The organism is Micromonospora sp. SYSU B005 (genome assembly GCF_055362685.1).
Map to the genome: position 1 here is coordinate 610123 of NZ_JAXCFU010000002.1, position 20245 is coordinate 630367.

A 20245-nucleotide genomic window follows, 5' to 3' on the forward strand; every position below is an offset into this window, starting at 1 on the left:
TTCTGCCCACGCCACCACCAGCGACAACGCCACCTGTGGCCAGCCTCACCGCCCCCGGCGACGCCGCAACCACACCCCGACCGACCCCACCGCCACGAACACCAGCATCGAACAGCACAACAGCTTCAGCACCCGGCAAGACTCCCACGACGACGTAGGGTGTCCAGGTGCGCCTGGCCACCTTCAACCTGCTGCACGGCCGATCCCTCACCGACGGGCTCGTCGACCCCGACCGGCTCACCGCCGCCGTCACCGACCTCGACGCCGACGTCCTCGCCCTCCAGGAAGTCGACCGCGACCAGACCCGCAGCGGCAAACTCGACCTCACCGCCGTGGCCGCCCGCGCCCTGCACGCCGACCACCACCGCTTCGCCGCCGCCGTCGTCGGCACCCCCGGAGAACAGTTCCGCCCCCTCACCCACGACGACGACGGCCACGGCGAACCCCTCTACGGCATCGGCCTGATCAGCCGCCACCCCGTCCGCTCCTGGCAGGTCACCCGCCTGCGCGCCGCACCCGTGCGCTCACCCATCTACGCACCCGGCCCCGGCGGCGGACTCGTCCTGCTCCGCGACGAACCCCGCGTCGTGCTCGCCGCCGTCCTCGACACCCCCCACGGCCCCCTCACCGTCGCCGCCACCCACCTGTCCTTCGTCCCCGGCTGGAACGTCTGGCAACTACGCCGCGTCGTCCGCGTCCTGCGCACCCTGCCCGCACCCCGGGTCCTGCTCGGCGACCTCAACCTGCCCGCCGGACCCGCCGCCGCACTCACCCGCTGGCGGCCCCTCGCGAGGCGCCCCACCTACCCGGCCGGGCAACCCCGCGTCCAACTCGACCACATCCTCGCCGACCGCCACGGCCTCGACCGGCTCCCGCCCGTCACCGCCGTCCACACACCGCTGGCCACCATCTCCGATCACCGGCCCCTCGTCGTCGACCTCGGCTGACGCTCAACCCAGCCCACTCTGCCGCCGCGCCGCGTCCACCGCGTTACGGAACAACATCGCCACCGTCGTCGGACCCACCCCGCCCACACGCGGCGTGATCGCACCCGCCACCTCGGCACACGACTCGTCCACGTCCGGCAGCAACCGCCGTCCCTCGTACCGCACCCCACCACCGACCACCACCGCGCCCGGCCGCACATGCTCCGGCTGCACGATCCCCGGCACCCCCGCCGCCGCGATCAGGATCTCCGCCCGCCGCGTGTACCGCGGCCAGTCCGCCACACCCGTGTGCACCACAGTCACCGCCGCGTTCGCCGTCGGCCGCTTCTGCGCCAGCAACATCGCAAGCGGCCGCCCCAACGTCGCACCCCGGCCCAGGATCACCACCTCCCGGCCCGCCACCGGCACACCGTGGAACGCCAGCAACGCCTCGATCCCCGCCGGCGTACACGGCAACGGACCCGGCAACCCCAACGCCAGCCGGCCCATGTTCACCGGATGCATCCCGTCCACGTCCTTGTCCGGATCCAGCTCCGCCAACGCCCGGTCGTAGTCCAGATGACCCGGAATCGGATACTGCACCAGCACCCCGTGCACCGTGGCGTCCGAGTTGAAATCCGCCAGCACCGCGTGCAGATCCACCTGCGACGCCGACGCCGGCAGATGCACGTGCGGCGACACGAAACCCAGGTCGGCCGCCTGGCGTTGCTTGATCCGGATATAACCCGCGCTCGCGTCGTCGTCACCCACCAGCACCGTCGCCAGCGCCGGCGTCACCCCCGCCGCACGCAGCTCCGCCACCGACGCGGCGACCTCCGACAACACCCGCTCCGCCACCGGGGCACCCGGCAGCAACCGCGCAGAAGACATACGACACCTCGCCCGCGGAGGCCCAGGCGGTCGACCCCCACGACGAGCTCCCCGATGGTTCACCCATCCCCGTGCCGCCAGTCGCGTTCCCCCTCAGCCTGCCACAGCCTCCGCCGCCACCGCATCCACCACCGCCTGCCACCCCGGCAACGCCGCCAGCAGACCGTCCGCCCGCCGCCGCCGATCCGCCGCCGACGCCACCATCAGATCCGCCAGCACCGCCCCGAACGCCCGCTCCCGCTCCGGCGCCACCGCACCCAGAACCACATGACACCGCGCGTACGTCACCAGCACCCAGAACATCGCCTCCCGATGCCGCCCCGCCTCGATCAGCTCAGCCGCACCGTCGAACACCACCGGACGCCCCGCCGCACCCAGATCCGCCCCGAACGCGAACCCCTCCCGCGGCAACCGCGACGCCTCGTCGAACACCACCGCCAACCCGGCCAGATGCTCCCGCACCCGCGCCGCGTCCACACCCACACCGCCGCCGTCGAGCGTGTCCAGCAGGCCCGCGTACCGATCCGCGAACCCGAACCGCGACAACACCCGCTCCGCCCGCACATACCGCCGCCGCACCGTCGGATCCGCCAGCCCCGCCACCGCCGGCCACACCGCCAGCAACGACGTCGGAAACACCCACGCCAGCACCTGCTCCGCGGTCGACGGTGCGGCGTCGACCGCCCGCAAACCAGCCTCGATGCGCCGCCGCACCCCGGCGCACCGCGCCCGCACCCACACCGGATCCGCGAACCCCGCCGCCACCCGCTCCCGTACCGCCGCCAGCCGTACCGACGGATCCGCGATCACCCCATCGGTACGGAACATCGGCGCGAACACCCACGACCCCAGCACATCCTCCGGGCCGCCCAACTCCGCCCACGTGACAGTGCTGACCTCAAGCAACACCCCCCGGTGCAGAAACTTGCCCACCTTCACACCGGGCTCCCGGCGCACCAGCAACACGTCCACGTCCGACCACACCGGCAGCACCGCGTCGTCCGGCAACCCCACAGTCGACCCGCTGAACAACGCCCCCTCGATCGACGGATCCGCACGCATCCGCTCCCGCACCCACCCGACCGCCACCGCACGCGCCGCACCCATTCGCATCCGCCCGATCCTGCCAGCCCGGCAGCGCACCGACAGACCCATTCTGGATACGTACGGTTGTCGTTTGGGCACAGAACGTGGAATATCGACGTAAGTGACTGCCGTCGAAATCGTGTGGGGCGATGCGAATGACGGGCTACCACCCGATCCTCAAAGGACGCCAAGCCGAGCTCCAAGCCGTCAGCCACGTCCCCGACGAACTCGCACCACACATCCTCCCGATCTTCGACCTGCCACCCTCCAAACACGGTCCGATCACCGACGCATGCACCTTCAATCAACGCGCACAGAACAGCATCCCGCGTGACATGGCCATCGCCGTCGACGTGCGCCACCTCCCCGAGCCCACCACCGGCACCCGCCGGCCACTCCGCGACATCGCCGACGACCTGCACCCGTGGGGGATCCCCGCGCTGCCCGTCGCCCACCTGAACGACACCCCCGCACAACTGGCCGACGTCCGTTACGCCGCCGCGCCCTACGGTGGCGTTCTCCGGCTCGCCGCCCACCACACCGAACCGGACGACGCCGAAACCGACGCACGACTGCGCCACGTCCTATCCGCCACCGAACTGCGACCTGAGAACTGCACCCTCGTCATCGACGTCGCCGAGGTGGCATCCGACCGGCACCTCACGACAGCCGAGCCCCTCGTTCGCAAACACCTCGTGTGGGCCGGACGCCACCCCTGGAAGGCGGTCGTCGTCGCCGCCGGAGCGATGCCCGCCACGATCTCCCACGTACCAGCCGGCACCGCCATCCCGCTCCGCAGGCGGGACTTCGACCTCTGGCAGCGGCTCAAGGACCATGACATCCAGTTCGCCGACTACGGCGTCACTCACCCCGGCACCGGCTCGGGACGCCGAGGGCCAGCACCCAACATCCGCTATACCCACCAGGACGCCTGGTGGACCTACCGTGCGCACAACGACGGCATGGACAGCGGCAACACCGGCATCTACGACATCTGCCGGGCCCTCGTATCCGCCGACCACTGGCCGCCCACCGGGCGTCACTTCTCCTGGGGCGACGAACAGATCGCCCTGCGCGCCGCCCGCCACGCCGGCCCCGGCACCGCCACCCAATGGATCGCCTGGGCAACGTCACACCACCTGTCGTACGTCGCCGACCAGCTCGGCCTGGCAGCTATCACTTGACCAACCCCGACAACGCCCGGTTGGTACGGTTCGCCGCCACCGCCGCCCGCTGCTGACCCGCCGTCACCTCGATGTACGTCTGCGACGACGCCAACGACGCGTGCCCCAGCAACCGCATGATCTCCGCCGCGCTCGCCCCGTCCTCCGCCAGCCGCGTCGCGAACGTGTGCCGCAACGCGTGCAACCGCGCACCCCGCGGCACCCGGTCACCGATGCCCGCCCGCCGGTAACACGACTCCACCAGATACTGCAGCCCACCCCGAAGCAACGCCTCACCCCGGCGGTCCACCAGGAACGGCGAATCCGGCCGCACGCTGCGCGACCCGAACCGGAGCCGCCGGCTGTCCAGATAACCCGCAAGCACCCGGTCCACGGCGTCCTCGATCGGCACCGTACGTGGCCGTCCGCCCTTACCCGTCACGTCCACCCGCCGCTCACCGTCGCGCCCGGCCACCGACGACACCCGCAGCGCCAGCAGCTCCGACAGCCGCAACCCCGCGCACAACGCCAGCGCCAGCACCGCCAGGTCGCGCTCCGGCCACGGGTCACGCTGCCGGCCCTCCGCCCGGGCCACCGCCGCCAGCAGTTCCTCCGGGGTGTCCTCGCCCCGCAGTGGCTTGGGCCGGGGGAGCGGAGTGCGGGGCCGCCCCACCGCCGGCATCGGATTGCCCGGTACGACACCCTCGGCGACCAGGAACGTGAAGAAGCTGTTCCACGTCGACCAGGCACGATGGACCGACGCGGCGGCCCGGGGAGCGGCGAACCGCGCGAACGCCGCGCGCATCACCTTGGGGGAGAGGGCGCTGACGGACAGGTGCAGGGGAGAGGCGTCACCATCGGCGGCGACGAGCTCGGCCACCGTGGTCAGATCCCGCCGGTACGCGGCCAGGGTGTGGGGGGAGGGCTTACGGGTGGCCCGGGCGGTCAGGAACTCCTCGATCAGAGCGCCTACCGTTTCGTCCGGTTTGTCATGCATAAGGGATATTATGCATGATTCTCGCGTTCCCGCCAGGAGTCCATATCAGGGGAGCGGGGGGCGACCAACGCCATGATCAACTCCCTCTCGCCGAGATGGCGGTAACCCCAGTGCTCCGATGCAGCCACATCGGCGAACTGGCGGCCGCGCCAGCAATCATGAGGTTGACCGGAAGTGCTGTCTGATGTGTCGCCGCTAGCTTCATGATCGGCGGACGGCGGGTGGAGTGAGGTGGGATTCGGCGGGGGACGCTCGGGTCGGCCGGTGGATGGGCCGGCCCGATGATCGGTGCCTGGACGCAACGGCGGCGACATCGTGTCTGGAGGCGTGAGCCGGCTCGCGGCGAGCTCGCTGCCGCTGCCAACGCGCGCCAGGTTGAGCACGCGGCCCGGCGGCACGACAGGGGGTGACTGCGTGCACTCCGGCGCCCCCGAAGGCCCGCAAAGGCGGTCACCTGCCTCGCGCGGGCGCTCGGGGAGCTCCCGCCTCAGCTTCACTTGACATAATGTGCATTATCGAATCGCTGTCGAGTAGCTGTTGATCAGCAAAGTTGGTGCCGAGCGTTACTGCTGCAGTCATGGAGCTGTCCCACGCAAGGTCGGGCTCGCGCTCTTCCTGCACACTCAGCGGGTCAACTGTTCCTGACCTCTCGACGAACTGCCTAGCTCGGCCTCCGGCACGATCCTTCCGCGATCTGGATCCGGACGAGCCCGGTGCCATAGTTGTGCGCCGACCGGCCAGTAGGCTGCTTCTCTCTCCCCCCGGCCGGCATATCCATGAGCACGCGGGCGGTTCAGTGCCCTCGGGGCTGCCTAGGCCGTCGCGGATTCACGTCGACCTGTTCAGGCTCCTGCTCCAGCTTGATGTCCTTCAGGCCAGAGTTGAGTGCGCGCATCGCCATCCCGGTGTCGTAGGTGACCAGGTGGACGGGCCTGCCAGCGAGCGTCTGCAGGGCGACGGCTCGGTCGACGATTTCATCGTCGGCCTGCGGCTGACGAACATGCCCAGGCGAGTCGAAGAGGACGTCTAGCTTGAGCATGCCTCGGGCGGTCTCGTCGTGGGACAAGTTGGCGGGCCGGATCAGGCCCCCCGTGCGGTATATGCGGTCGATGTAGGCGACGGCGTACCGAGCCCGGGCGCGGCCCTTCCCGTCTCCGGTCCGTTTGAGGCGGTCGAGCTCGTCCACCACGACCATCGGGACGACAACGCGGAGCGGCTCGAAGGCTCGGTAGATCAACCCGTGGACGTCGAGGTATTCGATCTCCTGCGGGTGGTGCATGAACACATTGGTGTCGAGGACTACTAGGAGATCCTCCCCTGCGAACCGCTGCGTCTGCTGCTGAAGATCGTCGATTGCAGCCTGTAAGTCGTCCGCCCGCTCTGAGAGTTGCTGGTTGATCAGAGCGTTAACCAACCGCGTCGCCGCTCACATGCGTCGTGAGCGACGAAAGCGAGGACATCACCACGTCGTAGCTTTTGGTGGGTACGAGTCGTTCCAGATCACCGGTCCGCACCTGCCCCCGCAGTCGACGGCGGCCTTCCTGCATCCAGGTTAGGTAGGCGGTCGCGCGCTCGCTGGCAGTGAACTGGCCGCTGCCCTGCTGGTTGGCAACTGCGAAACGGAGGTCGGTCAGCGCGGAATGCAAGGCTTTAGGGCTTGAACCTGGGAGCGGGTTGATGAGCACTTCGCGATCCTTCACCGGATGACGGGGCCCGCGCTACCCCGTGTTGTCCCTGTGAGGCCTTCATTGTCGCGGACCATCACCGCCCGACGGTCCCGCAGTCAGTGGCGCATTCGCTGCTGCTTGTCGTACTGCCCCAGCCGGTTCAGAACCGCCGCAGCTCGGCTGTTGGCCCCGCGTCTGCCACCGCAGGCGATCATGTCGCATCACCATACTCGCCAAATACCGCGTCGGCTCCCCTGATCTTTCGATCCTCCTGCCCGGTACGGTCAACGCCTGGAGGTGCAACATGCCCGAAGAGTTGCTGTTCACGGTCGACGGCATAACCGCGGTACCCGCGCAGCCCATTACCCTGGCCGAGGCCGGCCTCTTGGAACGCAAGCACCTTCAGCAGTGGGTGATCGACCACCCACAGTTGATCGGTGACGGCATCAAGGTTGTCACCTTCGAGTACGGCCGTTGGGCTTCCACCACCGGCAGCACAGCGAGCCGATTGGACGTACTTGGTCTCGACCGGACCGGCCGACTGGTGGTGATTGAACTCAAGCGCGACCGAGCTCCGGACACCATCACCATGCAGGCCATTAACTATGCCGCCATGGCCAGCCGGTTCACCCTCGATCTGCTTGCCGAGGTACACGCCGCTCACCTCGGCGCCGCTGTCACGAGCCAGCAGGCCCTCGCCGATCTGATGGAGTGGTCGGAGGGCCTGTCGGACGAAACGCTCGGGCTGCCTCGGATCGTCCTGATGGCGTCGGACTTCGGCCCTGCTGTTACCAACACGGCACTGTACCTGTATGAGGCGGGTATCGACATTCGGCTGGTGCGTTATCAGCTCTACCGGACTGTCAGTGGTGAGAAGGTGCTATCAGTCGCGCAACTGCTCCCCGTCCCTGATGCCGAGGAGTTCATGGTCCGACCCCGTTCCAGTAGCGGCACTCAGGCCGCCTCCCGCGCATCCGGGGAGCGTAAAGCCGCCGCCGTGCAGCGGCTCATCGCGCACCAAGCGATCGCGGACGGAACCCCGCTGATGATCAGCGTCCCCGACCTGGTCGATCAGGACCGAGAGGCGATCCGCGGATGGCTTGGCGAGGATCCGGATCGGGCCCGGGTGCGGTGGCATAACGACGTCAACGGACCGGTCGAGTGGGCCGTCGATGGAAAGCGCTATCGGCTGATTGAGCTCATTCGCTTCATCATCCACGCGGCCACCGGACAGCCGCCACGAGCACAGCTCTGGGCCCAGAACTGGTACCGCAGCGAGGAAGATCAGACTCTTCACCAACTAGCCGAACCTCTGCCTTAGCACGACGCTGACAACGCTCGACGTCGCGATCACTTGACGCCTCGCCGCCCTACCGACTCTCTCTGTCAGCTAGCGACGTAGTCGGCCAGGTGTTCGCCGGTGAGCGTCGACCGGGCCGCCACGAGGTCCGCCGGGGTGCCCTCGTACACGATCCGGCCGCCGTCGTGACCGGCGCCCGGGCCGAGGTCGATGATCCAGTCGGCGTGCGCCATGACGGCCTGGTGGTGCTCGATCACGATGACGGACTTCCCGGCGTCGACGAGCCGGTCGAGCAGTCCGAGCAGCTGGGCGACGTCGGCCAGGTGCAGGCCGGTGGTCGGTTCGTCCAGGACGTACACGCCGCCCTTGTCCCCCATCCGGGTGGCGAGCTTGAGCCGCTGCCGCTCCCCTCCGGACAGGGTGGTGAGGGGCTGACCGAGCGTGAGGTAGCCGAGGCCGACGTCGGCGAGCCGGTCGAGGATGGTGTGGGCGGCCGGGGTGCGGGCCTCGCCTTCGCTGAAGAACGTCTCGGCCTCGTCGACGGACATGGCGAGGACCTCGCTGATGTCGCGGCCGCCGAGGTGGTAGTCGAGGACGGCCGGCTGGAACCGCTTGCCTTCGCAGTCCTCGCAGGTGCTGGCGACGCCGGCCATCATGCCGAGGTCGGTGTAGATGACGCCGGCGCCGTTGCAGGTCGGGCAGGCGCCTTCGGAGTTGGCGCTGAACAGGGCGGGTCTGACGCCGTTGGCCTTGGCGAAGGCCTTGCGGATGGGGTCGAGCAGGCCGGTGTAGGTGGCCGGGTTGCTGCGGCGGGAGCCGCGGATGGCGGTCTGGTCGACGCTGACGACGTCCTCGCGTCCGGCCAGGGAGCCGTGGATGAGGCTGCTCTTGCCGGAGCCGGCGACGCCGGTGACGACGACCAGGACGCCGAGGGGGATGTCCACGTCGACGTCGCGCAGGTTGTGGGTGCGGGCGCCGCGGATGGGCAGGGCGCCGGTGGGCGTACGCGGCTTGTCCTTGAGGGTGGCGCGGTCGTCGAGGTGGCGGCCGGTGGTGGTGTCGCTGGCGCGCAGGCCGGCGACCGCGCCCTCGTAGCAGATGGTGCCGCCGGCGGTGCCGGCGCCGGGACCGAGGTCGACGACGTGGTCGGCGATGGCGATGGTCTCGGGTTTGTGTTCGACGACCAGGACGGTGTTGCCCTTGTCGCGTAGCTGCAGCAGGAGGTTGTTCATGCGGGCGATGTCGTGCGGGTGCAGGCCGATGGTGGGTTCGTCGAAGACGTAGGTGACGTCGGTGAGGGACGAGCCGAGGTGGCGGATCATCTTGGTGCGCTGGGCCTCGCCGCCGGAGAGGGTGCCGGCGGGCCGGTCGAGGCTGAGGTAGCCGAGGCCGATCTCGACGAACGAGTCGAGGGTGTCCCCCAGTGCCTTGAGCAGCGGGCCGACGGAGGGTTCGCGCAGGTCGCGTACCCAGGTGGCGAGGTCGCTGATCTGCATGGCGCAGGCGTCGGCGATGTTGATGCCGTTGATCTTCGAGGAGCGCGCTTCGGGGGCCAGCCGGGTGCCGTCGCAGTCGGGGCAGGTGGTGAACGTGACGGCGCGTTCGACGAAGGCGCGGATGTGCGGCTGCATGGCGTCGACGTCCTTGGCGAGCATCGACTTCTGGATGGCCGGGATGAGGCCGGTGTAGGTGACGTTGATGCCGTCGACCTTGACCTTGGTGGGCTCCTTGTGGAGCAGGTCGTCCAGTTCCCGCTTCGTGTAGTCGCGGATGGGCTTGTCGGGGTCGAACAGGCCGCTGGAGCGGAAGATGCGGCCGTACCAGCCGTCCATGGTGTAGCCGGGGATGGTGATGGCGCCCTCGTTGAGGGACAGCTTCTCGTCGTAGAGGACGGTGAGGTCGAAGTCGGTGACGGCGCCGCGGCCCTCGCAGCGGGGGCACATGCCGCCGAGGCGGTTGAAGGTGCCCTTCTTGGTCTGGGTCTTGCCGGGGCCGCGGTCGACGGTGATGGCGCCGGCGGCGCGTACGGAGGGGACGTTGAAGGAGTAGGCGTTGGGTGGGCCGATGTGGGGGTCGCCGAGGCGGCTGAACAGGATGCGCAGCATGGCGTTGACGTCGGTGGCGGTGCCGACGGTGGAGCGGGGGTCGGCGCCCATGCGTTCCTGGTCGACGATGATGGCCGTGGTGAGGCCTTCGAGGATGTCGACCTCGGGGCGGGACAGGGTGGGCATGAAGCCCTGGACGAAGGCGCTGTAGGTCTCGTTGATGAGGCGCTGGGACTCGGCGGCGATGGTGCCGAACACCAGTGAGCTCTTGCCGGAGCCGGAGACGCCGGTGAAGACGGTGAGGCGGCGTTTGGGTATCTCGACGTCGACGTTGCGCAGGTTGTTCTCGCGGGCGCCGTGGACGCGGATGATGTCGTGGCTGTCGGCGTGGTGCAGGCCGGTGGTGGCCTTGCTCATGGTGTCTCCGTCCGGTGTTGCGGGTGTCAGTCGAGCCAGCTGCCGTCGCGCATCAGGGTGCGGCCGGGCAGCTCGTCGGCTTCGCGCCAGGCCTGGATGCGGCGTGGCGTGATGCGGTACCAGCGGTAGGGCGTGGTCAGGGTACGGGGGTCGAAGCCGGTTCGGGTGGCGAAGCGGTCCCCGCGGTCGGTGGGCAGGGCGTCGATGGCGAGGCTCTCCACGTCGCCGTCGATCATGGTGACGTCGCGGGTGGGGCCGAGGCCGACGCGGGCGCGGCCGGTGGCGAGGTTACGGCCGGTGGGGCTGCCGGCCGGCGTGGCGACGAGCAGGGTGTGGCCGTCCCAGTCGAAGGACAGGGGCACGAGGTACGGGGTGCCGTCGGGGCCGGCGGTGGCGACCCAGCAGTCGACGTCGTGGTCGAGGCGGTGGGTGGTGTCCTTGCGGCGCTGGGCGCGGGTGCGGGGTGCGTCGGTCACGGGTCAGCGCCGCTCGTTGATGCGGATGAGGTTGCCGGTGGGGTCGCGGAAGGCGCAGTCGCGGACGCCGTAGGGCTGTTCGGTGGGTTCCTGGACGACGTCGGCGCCGCCTGCTTGGAGGCGGTCGAACAGGCCGTCGAGGTCGTCGGTGGCGAGGGTGAGCGCGCCGTAGCTGCCCTTGGCGATGAGTTCGAGGATGGTGCGGCGTTCGTCGTCGCTGATGCCGGGGTCGACGGCCGGTGGGTGCAGGACGATGCCGGTCTCCGGCTGGTCGGGTGGGCCGACGGTGAGCCAGCGCATGGTGTCGCCCTGGCCGACGTCGTTGCGGAGTTCGAAGCCGAGGGTGTCGCGGTAGAAGGCGATGGCGGCGTCGGCGTCGGTGTGGGGCAGGAACGCGTAGTGAATGGTGATCGTCATGGTGGTCACGCTAGTGGTGGTCGGCCGGTGCGGGCTTCTCGATTCCTGATCGGTCGGGTGGCTTGTTTGGTGAGGCAGGGTGGTGGTTCGGCGGTGTCGGGGGCGTGGCGGGCGCGGTAGGCGCTGGGTGGTTCGCCGACGAGTTCGGTGAAGCGGGTGCTGAAGGTGCCCAGGGACTGGCAGCCGACGGCGAAGCAGACGTCGGTGACGCTGAGGTCGCCGCGGCGCAGCAGGGCCATGGCGCGTTCGATGCGGCGGGTCATGAGGTATGCGTACGGCGATTCGCCGTAGGTCTGGCGGAACTGGCGGCTGAGGTGGCCGGCGGACATGTGTTCGCCGCGGGCGAGGGCTTCGACGTCGAGGGGGTTGGCGTATTCGCGGTCGATGCGGTCGCGGACGCGGCGTAGCCGGGTGAGGTCGCGCAGGCGCTGGGCGAACGCGGGGTCGTCGGTTGCCGGGTGCGGTGGCACGTCCGCATCCTGCCTGGTGGGCGGTGGGGTCGTCCACCTGTTCGAGCGGCGAGTCGCCGCCCGGGTGCACCCGGGCGGCAGGTGCACCCGCGCTGTCGGTCAGCGCAGCCGGCGGGCGGTGAAGCGGGTGGGTGGGTCGGCGATGGCGTCCTGGGTGGCGACGAGTTGCAGTTCGCGGGTGCCGGCTTCGAGGGTGGCCTCGAGTACGGCGTAGATCGAGTTGGTGGTGCGTTCCAGGGCGGTCTGTGGTGAGCCGGTGGTGGCGAGGTGGGCGAGGTAGAGGGCGGCGGTGACGTCGCCGCCGCCGTTGGGTGCGATCGGCAGCAGCGGGGTGGTGACGGCCCAGGCGCCGTCGTCGGAGACGGCGACGACTTCCAGGTGGCCGGCGGGCAGGTCGCCGTGCAGGACGCTGGTGACCAGGACGTGCCGGGGGCCGGTGGCGCGGACGGCGTCGACGGCGGCGAGCAGGTCGTCGAGGGTGTCGGTGGTGCGGCCGGCGAGGAACTCCAGCTCGAACTGGTTGGGGGTGACGATGTCGGCGCGGGGGACGACGGTGTCGCGGAGGTATTCGGGGATGCCGGGGCGGACGAACATGCCGCGGCCGACGTCGCCCATGACCGGGTCGCAGCAGTAGAGGGCGGCCGGGTTGGCGGCCTTGACCTGGGCGACGGCGTCGAGGATGACGGCGCCGACGGCGGGGTCGCCCTGGTAGCCGGAGAGGACGGCGTCGGCGGTGCCCAGTACGCCGCGGTCGGCGATGCCGGCGATGACGTCGGCGACGTCGGTGGGGGCGAGCAGGGGGCCGCGCCAGGCGCCGTAGCCGGTGTGGTTGGAGAAGTGCACGGTCAGGACCGGCCAGACCTCGTGTCGGAGGCGTTGCAGTGGGAACACGGCGGCGGAGTTGCCGACGTGGCCGTAGGCGACCGACGACTGGATGGACAGGATCTTCACCTGGTCATCGTCGCATCCCCTGCCGGGGATGACTGCTGGTGGTGGGGTGATGACGGGCCGGGACGGCGGTGACCGTTCGGCTCAGGGTTTCGACCGCCGGGCGCGGGGCGGGTTTGGGCGCAGCGTGCGGTGGGGGCATGAACGCGGGTGTTCTCGCCTTCTGGACGGAGGAAGCAACGATGCTTTCCGCACTCGATCGTCGGCACACCGTCGCGCCGCCGGGGTACAGCCGTTGGCTGATTCCTCCGGCGGCGCTGGCGATCCATCTGTGCATCGGGCAGGTGTACGCGACGAGCGTGTACAAGAACTCCCTGATCGCGCATTTCGACACGGGGCAGACGGCGATCGGGGTGATCTTCAGCATCGCGATCGTGATGCTGGGGTTGTCGGCCGCGGTGGCCGGTACGTGGGTGGAGGCGAACGGGCCGCGGAAGGCGATGTTCGTCTCGGCGTGTTTCTGGGCGGCGGGGTTCCTGGTCGGGGCGCTGGGCATCGCGACCGGGCAGCTGTGGCTGCTGTATCTGGGGTACGGGGTGCTGGGCGGGATCGGTCTGGGGATCGGGTACATCTCCCCCGTCTCCACGTTGATCAAGTGGTTCCCGGACCGGCCGGGTCTGGCGACCGGGCTGGCGATCATGGGGTTCGGCGGTGGGGCGATGGTGGCCTCTCCCCTGTCCCGGCAGCTGCTGTCGTTCTACGACGCCGGTTACGACCCGTCCGACAGTGGTTCCACCGCGTCGGGGTCGGCGCTGGTGTGGTTGTTCGTGACGCTCGGCGTCGGCTACTTCGTGATCATGATGTTCGGGGTGTTCAACGTGCGGGTGCCGGCGCCGGGCTGGCGCCCGGCCGGGTTCGATCCGGCGCAGGTGGCCGAGAAGCCGCTGGTGACCACCGCGAACGTGTCGGCGGCCAACGCGGTGAGAACGCGGTCGTTCTGGCTGCTGTGGGTGGTGCTGTTCTGCAACGTGACCGCGGGGATCGGGATCCTGGAGCAGGCCAGCCCGATGATCCAGGACTTCTTCCGCGAGGGCGGCACGTCGGCGGTGTCGGTGGCTGCGGCCGGCGGGTTCGTGGGACTGCTGTCGCTGTTCAACATGGCGGGCCGGTTCGTGTGGTCGTCCACGTCGGATGTGATCGGCCGCAAGCCGATCTACGTGGTGTACCTGGGCGTGGGCATGGTGCTGTACCTGGTGCTGGCGCTGGTGGGGCAGACCTCGACGGCGTTGTTCGTGCTGCTGGCGTCCGTGATCCTGTCGTTCTACGGTGGCGGGTTCGCGACCATTCCGGCGTACCTGCGGGACCTGTTCGGCACGTTCGAGGTGGGCGCGATCCACGGCCGGCTGTTGACCGCGTGGTCGGCGGCGGGCGTGGCCGGGCCGCTGATCGTCAACGGGTTCCTCGACGCGCAGGGCGAGCCGGGCACGTTGACCGCGGCGGCGTACCGGCCGGCGCTGTTCACGATGGTCGGCCTGCTGGCGGTGGGGCTGGTGGCGAACCTGCTGGTACGGCCGGTGCCGCAGCGTTACCACGAGCCCGCGTCCGGGCGGGGCGAGACGGAGCAGGGACAGCCGGGGGCGACGGAGAGGAGCGGATCGTGAACGAGCACAGCGGTGGCGGGCAGCTGGTTCGCCTGGTGGTGTCGTGGCTGGTGGTGTCGGCGCTGCTGGGCTACGGCGTGGTGCAGACCGTGATCACGGCGGCGAAGCTGTTCACCCAGTAGGAGACGCGACGCGGCGGCCCGGGGGCGGCAACCCCCGGGCCGCCGTCAGGTCAGAGACCGCCGCCGACGCGCAGGACCGCGCCCGTGGTGTACGAGGCGTCCGCGCCGAGCAGGTGCGCGATCGCACCGGCGACCTCCTCGGGTTCCCCCGCCCGGCCCATCGGGATCCGCCCGGCGGCGGTGTCGGGACGGTCGGGCACGCCGGAGCGGGCGTGGATCGTGGTGCGGATGATGCCGGGGGCGACGGCGTTGACGCGGATGCCGTGCGGCGCCAGTTCCTTCGCGAGCCCGACGGTGAGGGTGTCGGTGGCGGCCTTGACGGCGGCGTAGTGGATGTACTCCCCGGGTGAGCCGAGCGTCGCGGCCACGGAGGAGACGTTGACGATGGCGCCGCCGCGGGTGAGCCTCCGCGCCGCCTGCTGTGCGCACAGGACGTACCCGATGAGGTTGACGTCGACGACCTCGCGCAGGTCGTCGACGCGCAGGTCGGTGAACGGGCCGATCGGGCTGGTGACGCCGGCGTTGTTGACCAGGCCGGTGAGCGGGCCGAGCCGGTCGGCGGCGTCGAAGATCCGGCGTACCTGCTCGGGGTCGGTGGTGTCGGCGGCGACGGTGACCGCGCGGCGGCCGGCGGCGCGCACGTCGGCGGCCACCGCCTCGGCGGCGTTGTGGTCGGCGCGGTAGCCGATGACCAGGTCGTGGCCCTCGGTGGCGAGCCGGCGGGCGGTGGCCGCGCCGATGCCGCGCCCTCCCCCGGTGATGATGGTGACGGAGGTCAATGCCCTTCTCCCCTGTGCGGTGGGGGCGACGTTACCGTGGGCGGGACCATCCGGGGTGGAGAGGACTGTCACATGGGGCGGGCGTTGGTGCTGGGTGGTGGCGGGGTGACCGGGGTGGCCTGGGAGCTGGGTCTGCTGGCCGGGCTGGCCGGGCACGGCCTGCGGCTGGACGAGGCTGACCTGGTGGTGGGCACGTCGGCCGGGTCGGTGGTCGGGGCGCAGGTCCGTTCGGGTACGCCCCTGGCGGAGTTGTACGAGGCGCAGCTGCGGCCGCCCCGCGAGGAGGTGCCGGCGCGGCTCGGGACGGGCGTGCTGTTGCGCTGGGCGTGGGCCGGTGGGCGGGGCCGGGACGCGGCGCGGGCCCGGGCACGTATCGGCGCGATGGCGTTGTCGGCGCGTACCCCGTCGGAGCAGTCGCGGCGGGCGGTGATCGCGGCCCGGCTGCCGTCGCCGGACTGGCCGGCGGCGCGGCTGCTGGTCACCGCCGTGGACGCGGCCTCCGGCGAGTTCGTGGTGTTCGACGCGGACAGTGGGGTGCCGCTGGTGGACGCGGTCGGCGCCAGTTGCGCCGTGCCGGGGGTGTGGCCGCCGGTCACAGTCGGCGGCCGGCGCTTCGTCGACGGCGGGGTCCGCTCGCCGGTGAACGCGGATCTGGCGGCCGGCTGCGATCGGGTGGTGGTCCTGGCGCCGACGCGCGCGGCGGTGGGGCCGATGCCACGGCTGTCGGCGCAGGTGGCGGCGTTGCGGGAGGCGGGTGCGCGGGTGGCTGTGGTGTCGCCGGACCGGGCGGCGCGCACGGCGATCGGCCGCAACGTGCTGGACCCGGCGCGGCGGGCGGCGTCGGCGCGGGCCGGGTTCGCGCAGGCCGAGGCGGTGGCCGGCGAGGTGGCCGGGGTGTGGCGGTGACCGCAGCCGCCGGACGGATCAGGAGTCGCTGGTCAGGCGCGCCAGCCGCCGGTTGAGGTAGCGCTGTTCGGGCAGGCTGCCGGTGAGGCGGGCGGCCAGCTTGTAGTGCTCGGCGGCGGCGTGCGCGTCGCCGTCGAGTTCGAGCAGGTGGGCGCGGACGGCGTGCAGCCGGTGGTGGCGGCGCATCGCCGGGTCGGCCAGCAGCGGTTCGAGCAGCGCCAGCCCGACGTCGGGGCCGTGCGCCATGGCCACGGCGACCGCCTGGTTGAGCGTGACGAACGGGCTGGGGGCGACCCGGCTCAGCATGTCGTACAGGACGCTGATCTGCAGCCAGTCGGTGTCCGGGAAGGCCGGCGCCTCGGCGTGCACGGCGGCGATGGCCGCCTGGAGCTGGTAGCGGCCCACCGGGCCGTGGGGCAGAGCCCGGCCGAGCAGCGCGACGCCCTCGTCGATGAGGTCACGGCGCCAGCGGGAGCGGTCCTGGTCGGCCAGCGGCACGAGGTCACCGGCGGCGTCGGTACGGGTGGGCGACCGGGCGTGGGTGAGCAGCATCAACGCCAGCGCACCGGTGACCTCGTGGTGGTCGGGCAGCGCCGCGTGGACCTGCCGGGTGAGGCGGATCGCCTCCTCGGCGAGTTCGACGTCGACGAGCTGGTCACCGGAGGTGCGGGTGTAGCCCTCGCTGAACACCAGGTGGCACACGTCGAGCACGGCGGCCACCCGGTCGGGCAGCGCGTCCGGCGGCGGCATCGTGAACCGGGCACCCGCCTCGCGCAGGGTCGCGCGGGCCCGGCTCAGCCGTTGGGTCATGGTCCGGGCCGGCACCAGGTAGGCGGCGGCGATCTGTTCCACCCGCAGCCCCGCGACCGCGCGCAGGGTCAGCGCGACCTGCGAGGGGCGGCTCAGCGCCGGGTGGCAGCACAGGAACAGCAGCCGCAACGTGTCGTCGGCGCCGGTCACGGGCGTGTCGTCGTCGACGGGCGGTACGACGCCGGCGCCCGGTTCCCGGACCGCGTCGAGCCGCTCGCGGCGGGTCCGGGCCGCCTCGGCGCGCATCCGGTCGATCAGCCGCCGTGCGGCGACCTGGATGAGCCAGGCGCGGGGTTCGTCGGGGACGCCGGTGAGCGGCCACCGGGCGGCTGCGGCCTCCGCCGCGTCCTGGACGGCGTCCTCGCAGGCGTCGGGTTGCCCGTATCGGCGCAGCAGCGCGGCGCGGACGTGCGGCGCCTCCCGGCGCCACACGTCCGCGAGCGGCGTGGCGTTACTGATCGGACCCGCCCGGCCACATCGAGGGCCGCAGCTCGACGGTCTCCCCGGGGCCGGCGAACTTCGCGGCGACGGCCTCGGCGCGGGCCTGGTCCTCGACGTCGATGAGGAAGAAGCCGGCGAGGTGTTCCTTGGCCTCGGAGTACGGGCCGTCGGTCGCCAGCGGCGCGCCGTCGCTCCACCGGTAGAGCCGCGCGGTTCGGGGGTCGGCGAGCGCCTCGCCGACGACCAGCTCACCGTTGGCGTGCAGCTCGGTCATCACCTGCTCGAAGTCGGCGTTGAGCCGGTCGCGTACCTCGGCGGGCAGCTCCTGGTGGGCGGCGAGGTACTCCGAGGTGGGGTGGCCCCACGGCTCCGGGTTGGAGTGGATCATGATCACGTACTTCACTGTCTGTCCTTCGCGTCGTGCGGCGGTGTCTCCCCGCCGCTCGCCCGGTACGACGGAGCGGGATCGCCGATGTCTACATATCCTCGCCTCATGAGTGACGCGGTGGGTGTCGGTGACCTGGTCGAGGATTTCACGCTGCCGGACGAGACGGGCACGCCACGGCGCCTGTCGGAGTTCCTGGCCGCCGGTCCGGTGGTGCTGTTCTTCTACCCGGCGGCGATGACGCGGGGCTGCACGGCGGAGAGCTGCCACTTCCGGGACCTGGCGGCGGAGTTCGCGGCGGTGGGCGCGCAACGGGTGGGGATCAGCCGGGATCCGGTGCAGCGGCAGGCGGAGTTCTCCCGCCGGCACGGGCTCGGCTATCCGCTGCTGTCCGACGCCGACGGCGCTGTGGCGCGGGCGTTCGGGGTGCGGCGGCGGCTGCCGCTGGGCGCGCTGAGCACCCGGCGGATGACGTTCGTGATCGGCACGGATCGGCGGGTGCTCGCCGTGGTGCACAGCGAGCTGAGCATGAACGAGCACGCCGACGCGGCGCTGCGCGCCCTCGGGGGCTGATCATCGCGGTGTCGCAGCCGGCTGGTATCAAGGCTGCGTCAAACAGGTGTACGGAAGAGGGCGTGATGGCGGGTCAGGGTTTGTCCACTGACGAGGTTCAGGGAATCCGGGAGGCCCTTGCGGCGGGCCGCAAGCCCCGGGTGGTGTTCACCGAGGCGGCCGGGCAGATGGCCGGGCAGCTCGGGCAGGTGGTGGAGCTGACCGACCCGGCGGCGTCGGAGGAGTTCGTGGTGGTGCGGTTCGGCCGCGACGAGCTGCCGTTCTCCCCCGCCGACGTGGCGATCGCCCCCAAGGGCGCCGGGCGGCGTCCGGCCGCGGAGGCGAAGCCGGAACCCGAGCAGCCGCCGGCCGCGCCGGAGCCTGCGTTCGTGCTGGACACCCCGCGGGTGCCGGCGCCGCGGCGGGAGGAGCCGAAGACCGAGCAGCCGCCGGCGGAGCCGAAGCCGGCGAAGCGAGCCGTGAAGGCCGCCAAGCCGAAGACCCCGCCGGGGCTGACCGTGACGCTCGCCTACGCCGAGGGCGAGTGGACGGTGGCCGCGCAGCAGGGCACGAAGGCGCTGGCCCGGCCGTACGTGGTGAAGCCGGCCGAGGCGCTGCGGATGGTGGCGCTGGTCGACGTGCCCGGCGTGCAGGAGGCGGTGGAGCAGATCCTGGCCGCCGAGCGGGCCGAGGCCGAGCAGCAGGCGGAGAAGCTGCGCGCCGAGCTGGCCGAGATCGAGGCGCGGCTGGCGGAGCTGCGCGAGGCGCGCTGACCCCGGAACGCCCCGCGGGGCCGGTGCGACCCCCTCGCACCGGCCCCGCGTCCCCTGCGCCCACAGGTCGATCAGTGTTGCGGAATGTTCTGTACCCCGATCCGGCGGCGGAACACCCAGTACGTCCAACCCTGGTACGCCAGCACGATCGGCGTGAACACCACTGCGACCCAGGTCATGATCTTCAAGGTGTACGGGGTGGACGCGGCGTTGGTGGCCGTCAGCGTGCCGGCCGCATCCAGGGTGGACGGCATCACGTTCGGGAACAGCGCGGCGAACAGCGTCGCCACGGCCAGCGCGATGGCCACCGCCGTACCGGTGAACGCCCAGCCCTCCCGGCGTACCCTGGCCGCGGCCAGACCGCCGAGCAGGGCGAGGGCGGCACCGACGGCGAGCACGACGGCGGCGGCGCTGGAACGGATGGTCAGCGACCAGCTCAGGAACGCCACGGCGGCCACGGCGGTGCCGACGCCGAGCTTGACGGCGAGGGCGCCGGCGCGCTCCCGGATGTCACCGGTGGTCTTCAGCGCCAGGAACACCGCGCCGTGGGTGAGGAACAGCCCCAGCGTGGTCAGGCCGCCGAGCAGCGCGTACGGGCTGAGCAGGTCGAGCAGGCCGCCGACGTACTCGTGGTCGGCGTCCAGCGGCACGCCGCGGAAGATGTTCGCGAACGCCACGCCCCACAGCACGGCCGGGATCGCCGAGCCCCAGAAGATGGCCTGGTCCCAGCGGCGCTTCCAGGACGCCTCGGGCCGCTTGTGGCGGTACTCGAAGGCGACACCGCGGGCGATCAGGGCCAGCAGGATCAGCAGCAGCGGCAGGTAGAAGCCGGAGAACAGGGTGGCGTACCACTCGGGGAAGGCGGCGAACATGGCGCCGCCGGCGGTGATCAGCCACACCTCGTTGCCGTCCCAGACCGGGCCGATGGTGTTGATCAGGACGCGGCGCTGCCTGTCGTCGCGGCCGAGCACCGGCAGCAGCATCCCGACGCCGAAGTCGAAGCCTTCGAGGATGAAGTAGCCGGTGAAGAGCACCGCTACGAGGAGAAACCAGACGGTCGTCAGTTCCACGGT

Annotated in this window: 22 protein-coding genes and 1 riboswitch; of the genes, 8 read left to right on the forward strand and 14 right to left on the reverse strand. The window is 71.1% G+C overall.

Annotation, left to right across the window (positions count from 1 at the left end):
* The first annotated feature begins 167 nt into the window (after window positions 1–167).
* Window positions 168–947 (forward strand): endonuclease/exonuclease/phosphatase family protein, encoded by a 780-nt coding sequence (locus SM452_RS08125; RefSeq protein ID WP_194803367.1) that lies wholly within the window; start codon window positions 168–170, stop codon window positions 945–947.
* Window positions 948–950: 3 nt separating this feature from the next.
* Here SM452_RS08125 and SM452_RS08130 read toward each other — a convergent pair whose 3' ends face one another.
* Together SM452_RS08130 and SM452_RS08135 are read right to left on the reverse strand one after the other, a co-directional pair.
* Window positions 951–1817: a bifunctional 5,10-methylenetetrahydrofolate dehydrogenase/5,10-methenyltetrahydrofolate cyclohydrolase gene (locus tag SM452_RS08130; protein WP_463839620.1), complete on the reverse strand. Its 867-nt coding sequence runs from the start codon at window positions 1815–1817 to the stop codon at window positions 951–953.
* A gap of 13 nt (window positions 1818–1830) precedes the next feature.
* A riboswitch (ZMP/ZTP riboswitch) is annotated at window positions 1831–1912 on the reverse strand.
* Window positions 1911–2930, reverse strand: a complete 1020-nt coding sequence (locus SM452_RS08135) for a hypothetical protein (protein WP_463839621.1) — start codon at window positions 2928–2930, stop codon at window positions 1911–1913. Its footprint overlaps the riboswitch before it by 2 nt.
* 128 nt (window positions 2931–3058) lie before the next feature.
* Here SM452_RS08135 and SM452_RS08140 point away from each other — a divergent pair, with 128 nt between their 5' ends.
* Window positions 3059–4087: a beta family protein gene (locus SM452_RS08140; protein ID WP_463839622.1), complete on the forward strand. Its 1029-nt coding sequence runs from the start codon at window positions 3059–3061 to the stop codon at window positions 4085–4087.
* Here SM452_RS08140 and SM452_RS08145 read toward each other — a convergent pair.
* The 3 genes from SM452_RS08145 to SM452_RS08155 all read right to left on the reverse strand — a co-directional run bounded on the left by SM452_RS08145 (window position 4080) and on the right by SM452_RS08155 (window position 6763).
* Entirely contained in the window at window positions 4080–5063 is a 984-nt protein-coding gene (locus tag SM452_RS08145) for a tyrosine-type recombinase/integrase (protein ID WP_463839623.1), read from the reverse strand. The genes SM452_RS08140 and SM452_RS08145 overlap by 8 nt on opposite strands.
* Window positions 5064–5856: 793 nt before the next feature.
* A complete protein-coding gene (locus SM452_RS08150; RefSeq protein ID WP_463839624.1) occupies window positions 5857–6477 on the reverse strand; it encodes a PIN domain-containing protein in 621 nt (206 codons plus the stop codon).
* Window positions 6470–6763, reverse strand: coding sequence for a hypothetical protein (locus SM452_RS08155; RefSeq protein WP_366623544.1), 294 nt, complete (start codon window positions 6761–6763; stop codon window positions 6470–6472). Before SM452_RS08155 ends, SM452_RS08150 begins: the two co-directional genes overlap by 8 nt.
* A gap of 271 nt (window positions 6764–7034) precedes the next feature.
* Here SM452_RS08155 and SM452_RS08160 point away from each other — a divergent pair, with 271 nt between their 5' ends.
* Window positions 7035–8051 (forward strand): endonuclease NucS domain-containing protein, encoded by a 1017-nt coding sequence (locus SM452_RS08160; protein ID WP_366623546.1) that lies wholly within the window; start codon window positions 7035–7037, stop codon window positions 8049–8051.
* A gap of 65 nt (window positions 8052–8116) precedes the next feature.
* Here the strand turns inward: SM452_RS08160 and SM452_RS08165 are convergent, their stop codons facing one another.
* The 5 genes from SM452_RS08165 to pdxY all read right to left on the reverse strand — a co-directional run bounded on the left by SM452_RS08165 (window position 8117) and on the right by pdxY (window position 12806).
* Window positions 8117–10492, reverse strand: a complete 2376-nt coding sequence (locus SM452_RS08165) for an ATP-binding cassette domain-containing protein (RefSeq protein WP_463839625.1) — start codon at window positions 10490–10492, stop codon at window positions 8117–8119.
* Window positions 10493–10518: 26 nt separating this feature from the next.
* Window positions 10519–10968 carry a pyridoxamine 5'-phosphate oxidase family protein gene (locus SM452_RS08170; RefSeq protein ID WP_463839626.1) on the reverse strand — a complete coding sequence of 150 codons (450 nt, stop codon included), beginning with the start codon at window positions 10966–10968 and terminating at the stop codon, window positions 10519–10521.
* Window positions 10969–10971: 3 nt separating this feature from the next.
* The gene (locus SM452_RS08175) at window positions 10972–11385 is read right to left on the reverse strand and encodes a VOC family protein (RefSeq protein WP_262015754.1); all 414 of its coding nucleotides are present in this window, start codon (window positions 11383–11385) and stop codon (window positions 10972–10974) included.
* Between the two features lie 5 nt (window positions 11386–11390).
* Window positions 11391–11855, reverse strand: coding sequence for a helix-turn-helix transcriptional regulator (locus tag SM452_RS08180; protein ID WP_463839627.1), 465 nt, complete (start codon window positions 11853–11855; stop codon window positions 11391–11393).
* A 99-nt stretch (window positions 11856–11954) separates the two neighbouring features.
* Window positions 11955–12806: a pyridoxal kinase PdxY gene (gene pdxY / locus SM452_RS08185; protein ID WP_463839628.1), complete on the reverse strand. Its 852-nt coding sequence runs from the start codon at window positions 12804–12806 to the stop codon at window positions 11955–11957.
* Window positions 12807–12985: 179 nt separating this feature from the next.
* Here pdxY and SM452_RS08190 point away from each other — a divergent pair, with 179 nt between their 5' ends.
* On the forward strand, window positions 12986–14404 hold the full coding sequence (locus tag SM452_RS08190) for an OFA family MFS transporter (protein WP_357829367.1): 1419 nt from the start codon (window positions 12986–12988) through the stop codon (window positions 14402–14404).
* The gene (locus tag SM452_RS08195) at window positions 14401–14526 is read left to right on the forward strand and encodes an MFS transporter small subunit (protein ID WP_255419521.1); all 126 of its coding nucleotides are present in this window, start codon (window positions 14401–14403) and stop codon (window positions 14524–14526) included. The genes SM452_RS08190 and SM452_RS08195 overlap by 4 nt, the downstream gene beginning before the upstream one ends.
* 50 nt (window positions 14527–14576) lie before the next feature.
* Here the strand turns inward: SM452_RS08195 and SM452_RS08200 are convergent, their stop codons facing one another.
* Window positions 14577–15305 carry an SDR family NAD(P)-dependent oxidoreductase gene (locus SM452_RS08200; protein ID WP_121684698.1) on the reverse strand — a complete coding sequence of 243 codons (729 nt, stop codon included), beginning with the start codon at window positions 15303–15305 and terminating at the stop codon, window positions 14577–14579.
* Between the two features lie 72 nt (window positions 15306–15377).
* Between SM452_RS08200 and SM452_RS08205 the strand changes: the two genes are divergently transcribed.
* Window positions 15378–16211 (forward strand): patatin-like phospholipase family protein, encoded by an 834-nt coding sequence (locus SM452_RS08205; protein ID WP_463839629.1) that lies wholly within the window; start codon window positions 15378–15380, stop codon window positions 16209–16211.
* A gap of 18 nt (window positions 16212–16229) precedes the next feature.
* On the opposite strand, the gene SM452_RS08210 is transcribed toward SM452_RS08205, so the two are convergent.
* Together SM452_RS08210 and SM452_RS08215 are read right to left on the reverse strand one after the other, a co-directional pair.
* The gene (locus SM452_RS08210) at window positions 16230–17453 is read right to left on the reverse strand and encodes an RNA polymerase sigma factor (RefSeq protein WP_463839630.1); all 1224 of its coding nucleotides are present in this window, start codon (window positions 17451–17453) and stop codon (window positions 16230–16232) included.
* A gap of 19 nt (window positions 17454–17472) precedes the next feature.
* A complete protein-coding gene (locus SM452_RS08215) occupies window positions 17473–17865 on the reverse strand; it encodes a YciI family protein (protein WP_355511719.1) in 393 nt (130 codons plus the stop codon).
* Window positions 17866–17955: 90 nt separating this feature from the next.
* On the opposite strand from SM452_RS08215, the gene SM452_RS08220 reads away from it, so the two are divergent.
* Window positions 17956–18420, forward strand: a complete 465-nt coding sequence (locus SM452_RS08220) for a peroxiredoxin (protein ID WP_463839631.1) — start codon at window positions 17956–17958, stop codon at window positions 18418–18420.
* A 65-nt stretch (window positions 18421–18485) separates the two neighbouring features.
* Window positions 18486–19172, forward strand: a complete 687-nt coding sequence (locus SM452_RS08225; protein WP_463839632.1) for a hypothetical protein — start codon at window positions 18486–18488, stop codon at window positions 19170–19172.
* Between the two features lie 71 nt (window positions 19173–19243).
* Here the strand turns inward: SM452_RS08225 and cydB are convergent, their stop codons facing one another.
* Window positions 19244–20242 (reverse strand): cytochrome d ubiquinol oxidase subunit II, encoded by a 999-nt coding sequence (cydB, locus tag SM452_RS08230; protein WP_463839633.1) that lies wholly within the window; start codon window positions 20240–20242, stop codon window positions 19244–19246.
* Between the last annotated feature and the right edge of the window lie 3 nt (window positions 20243–20245).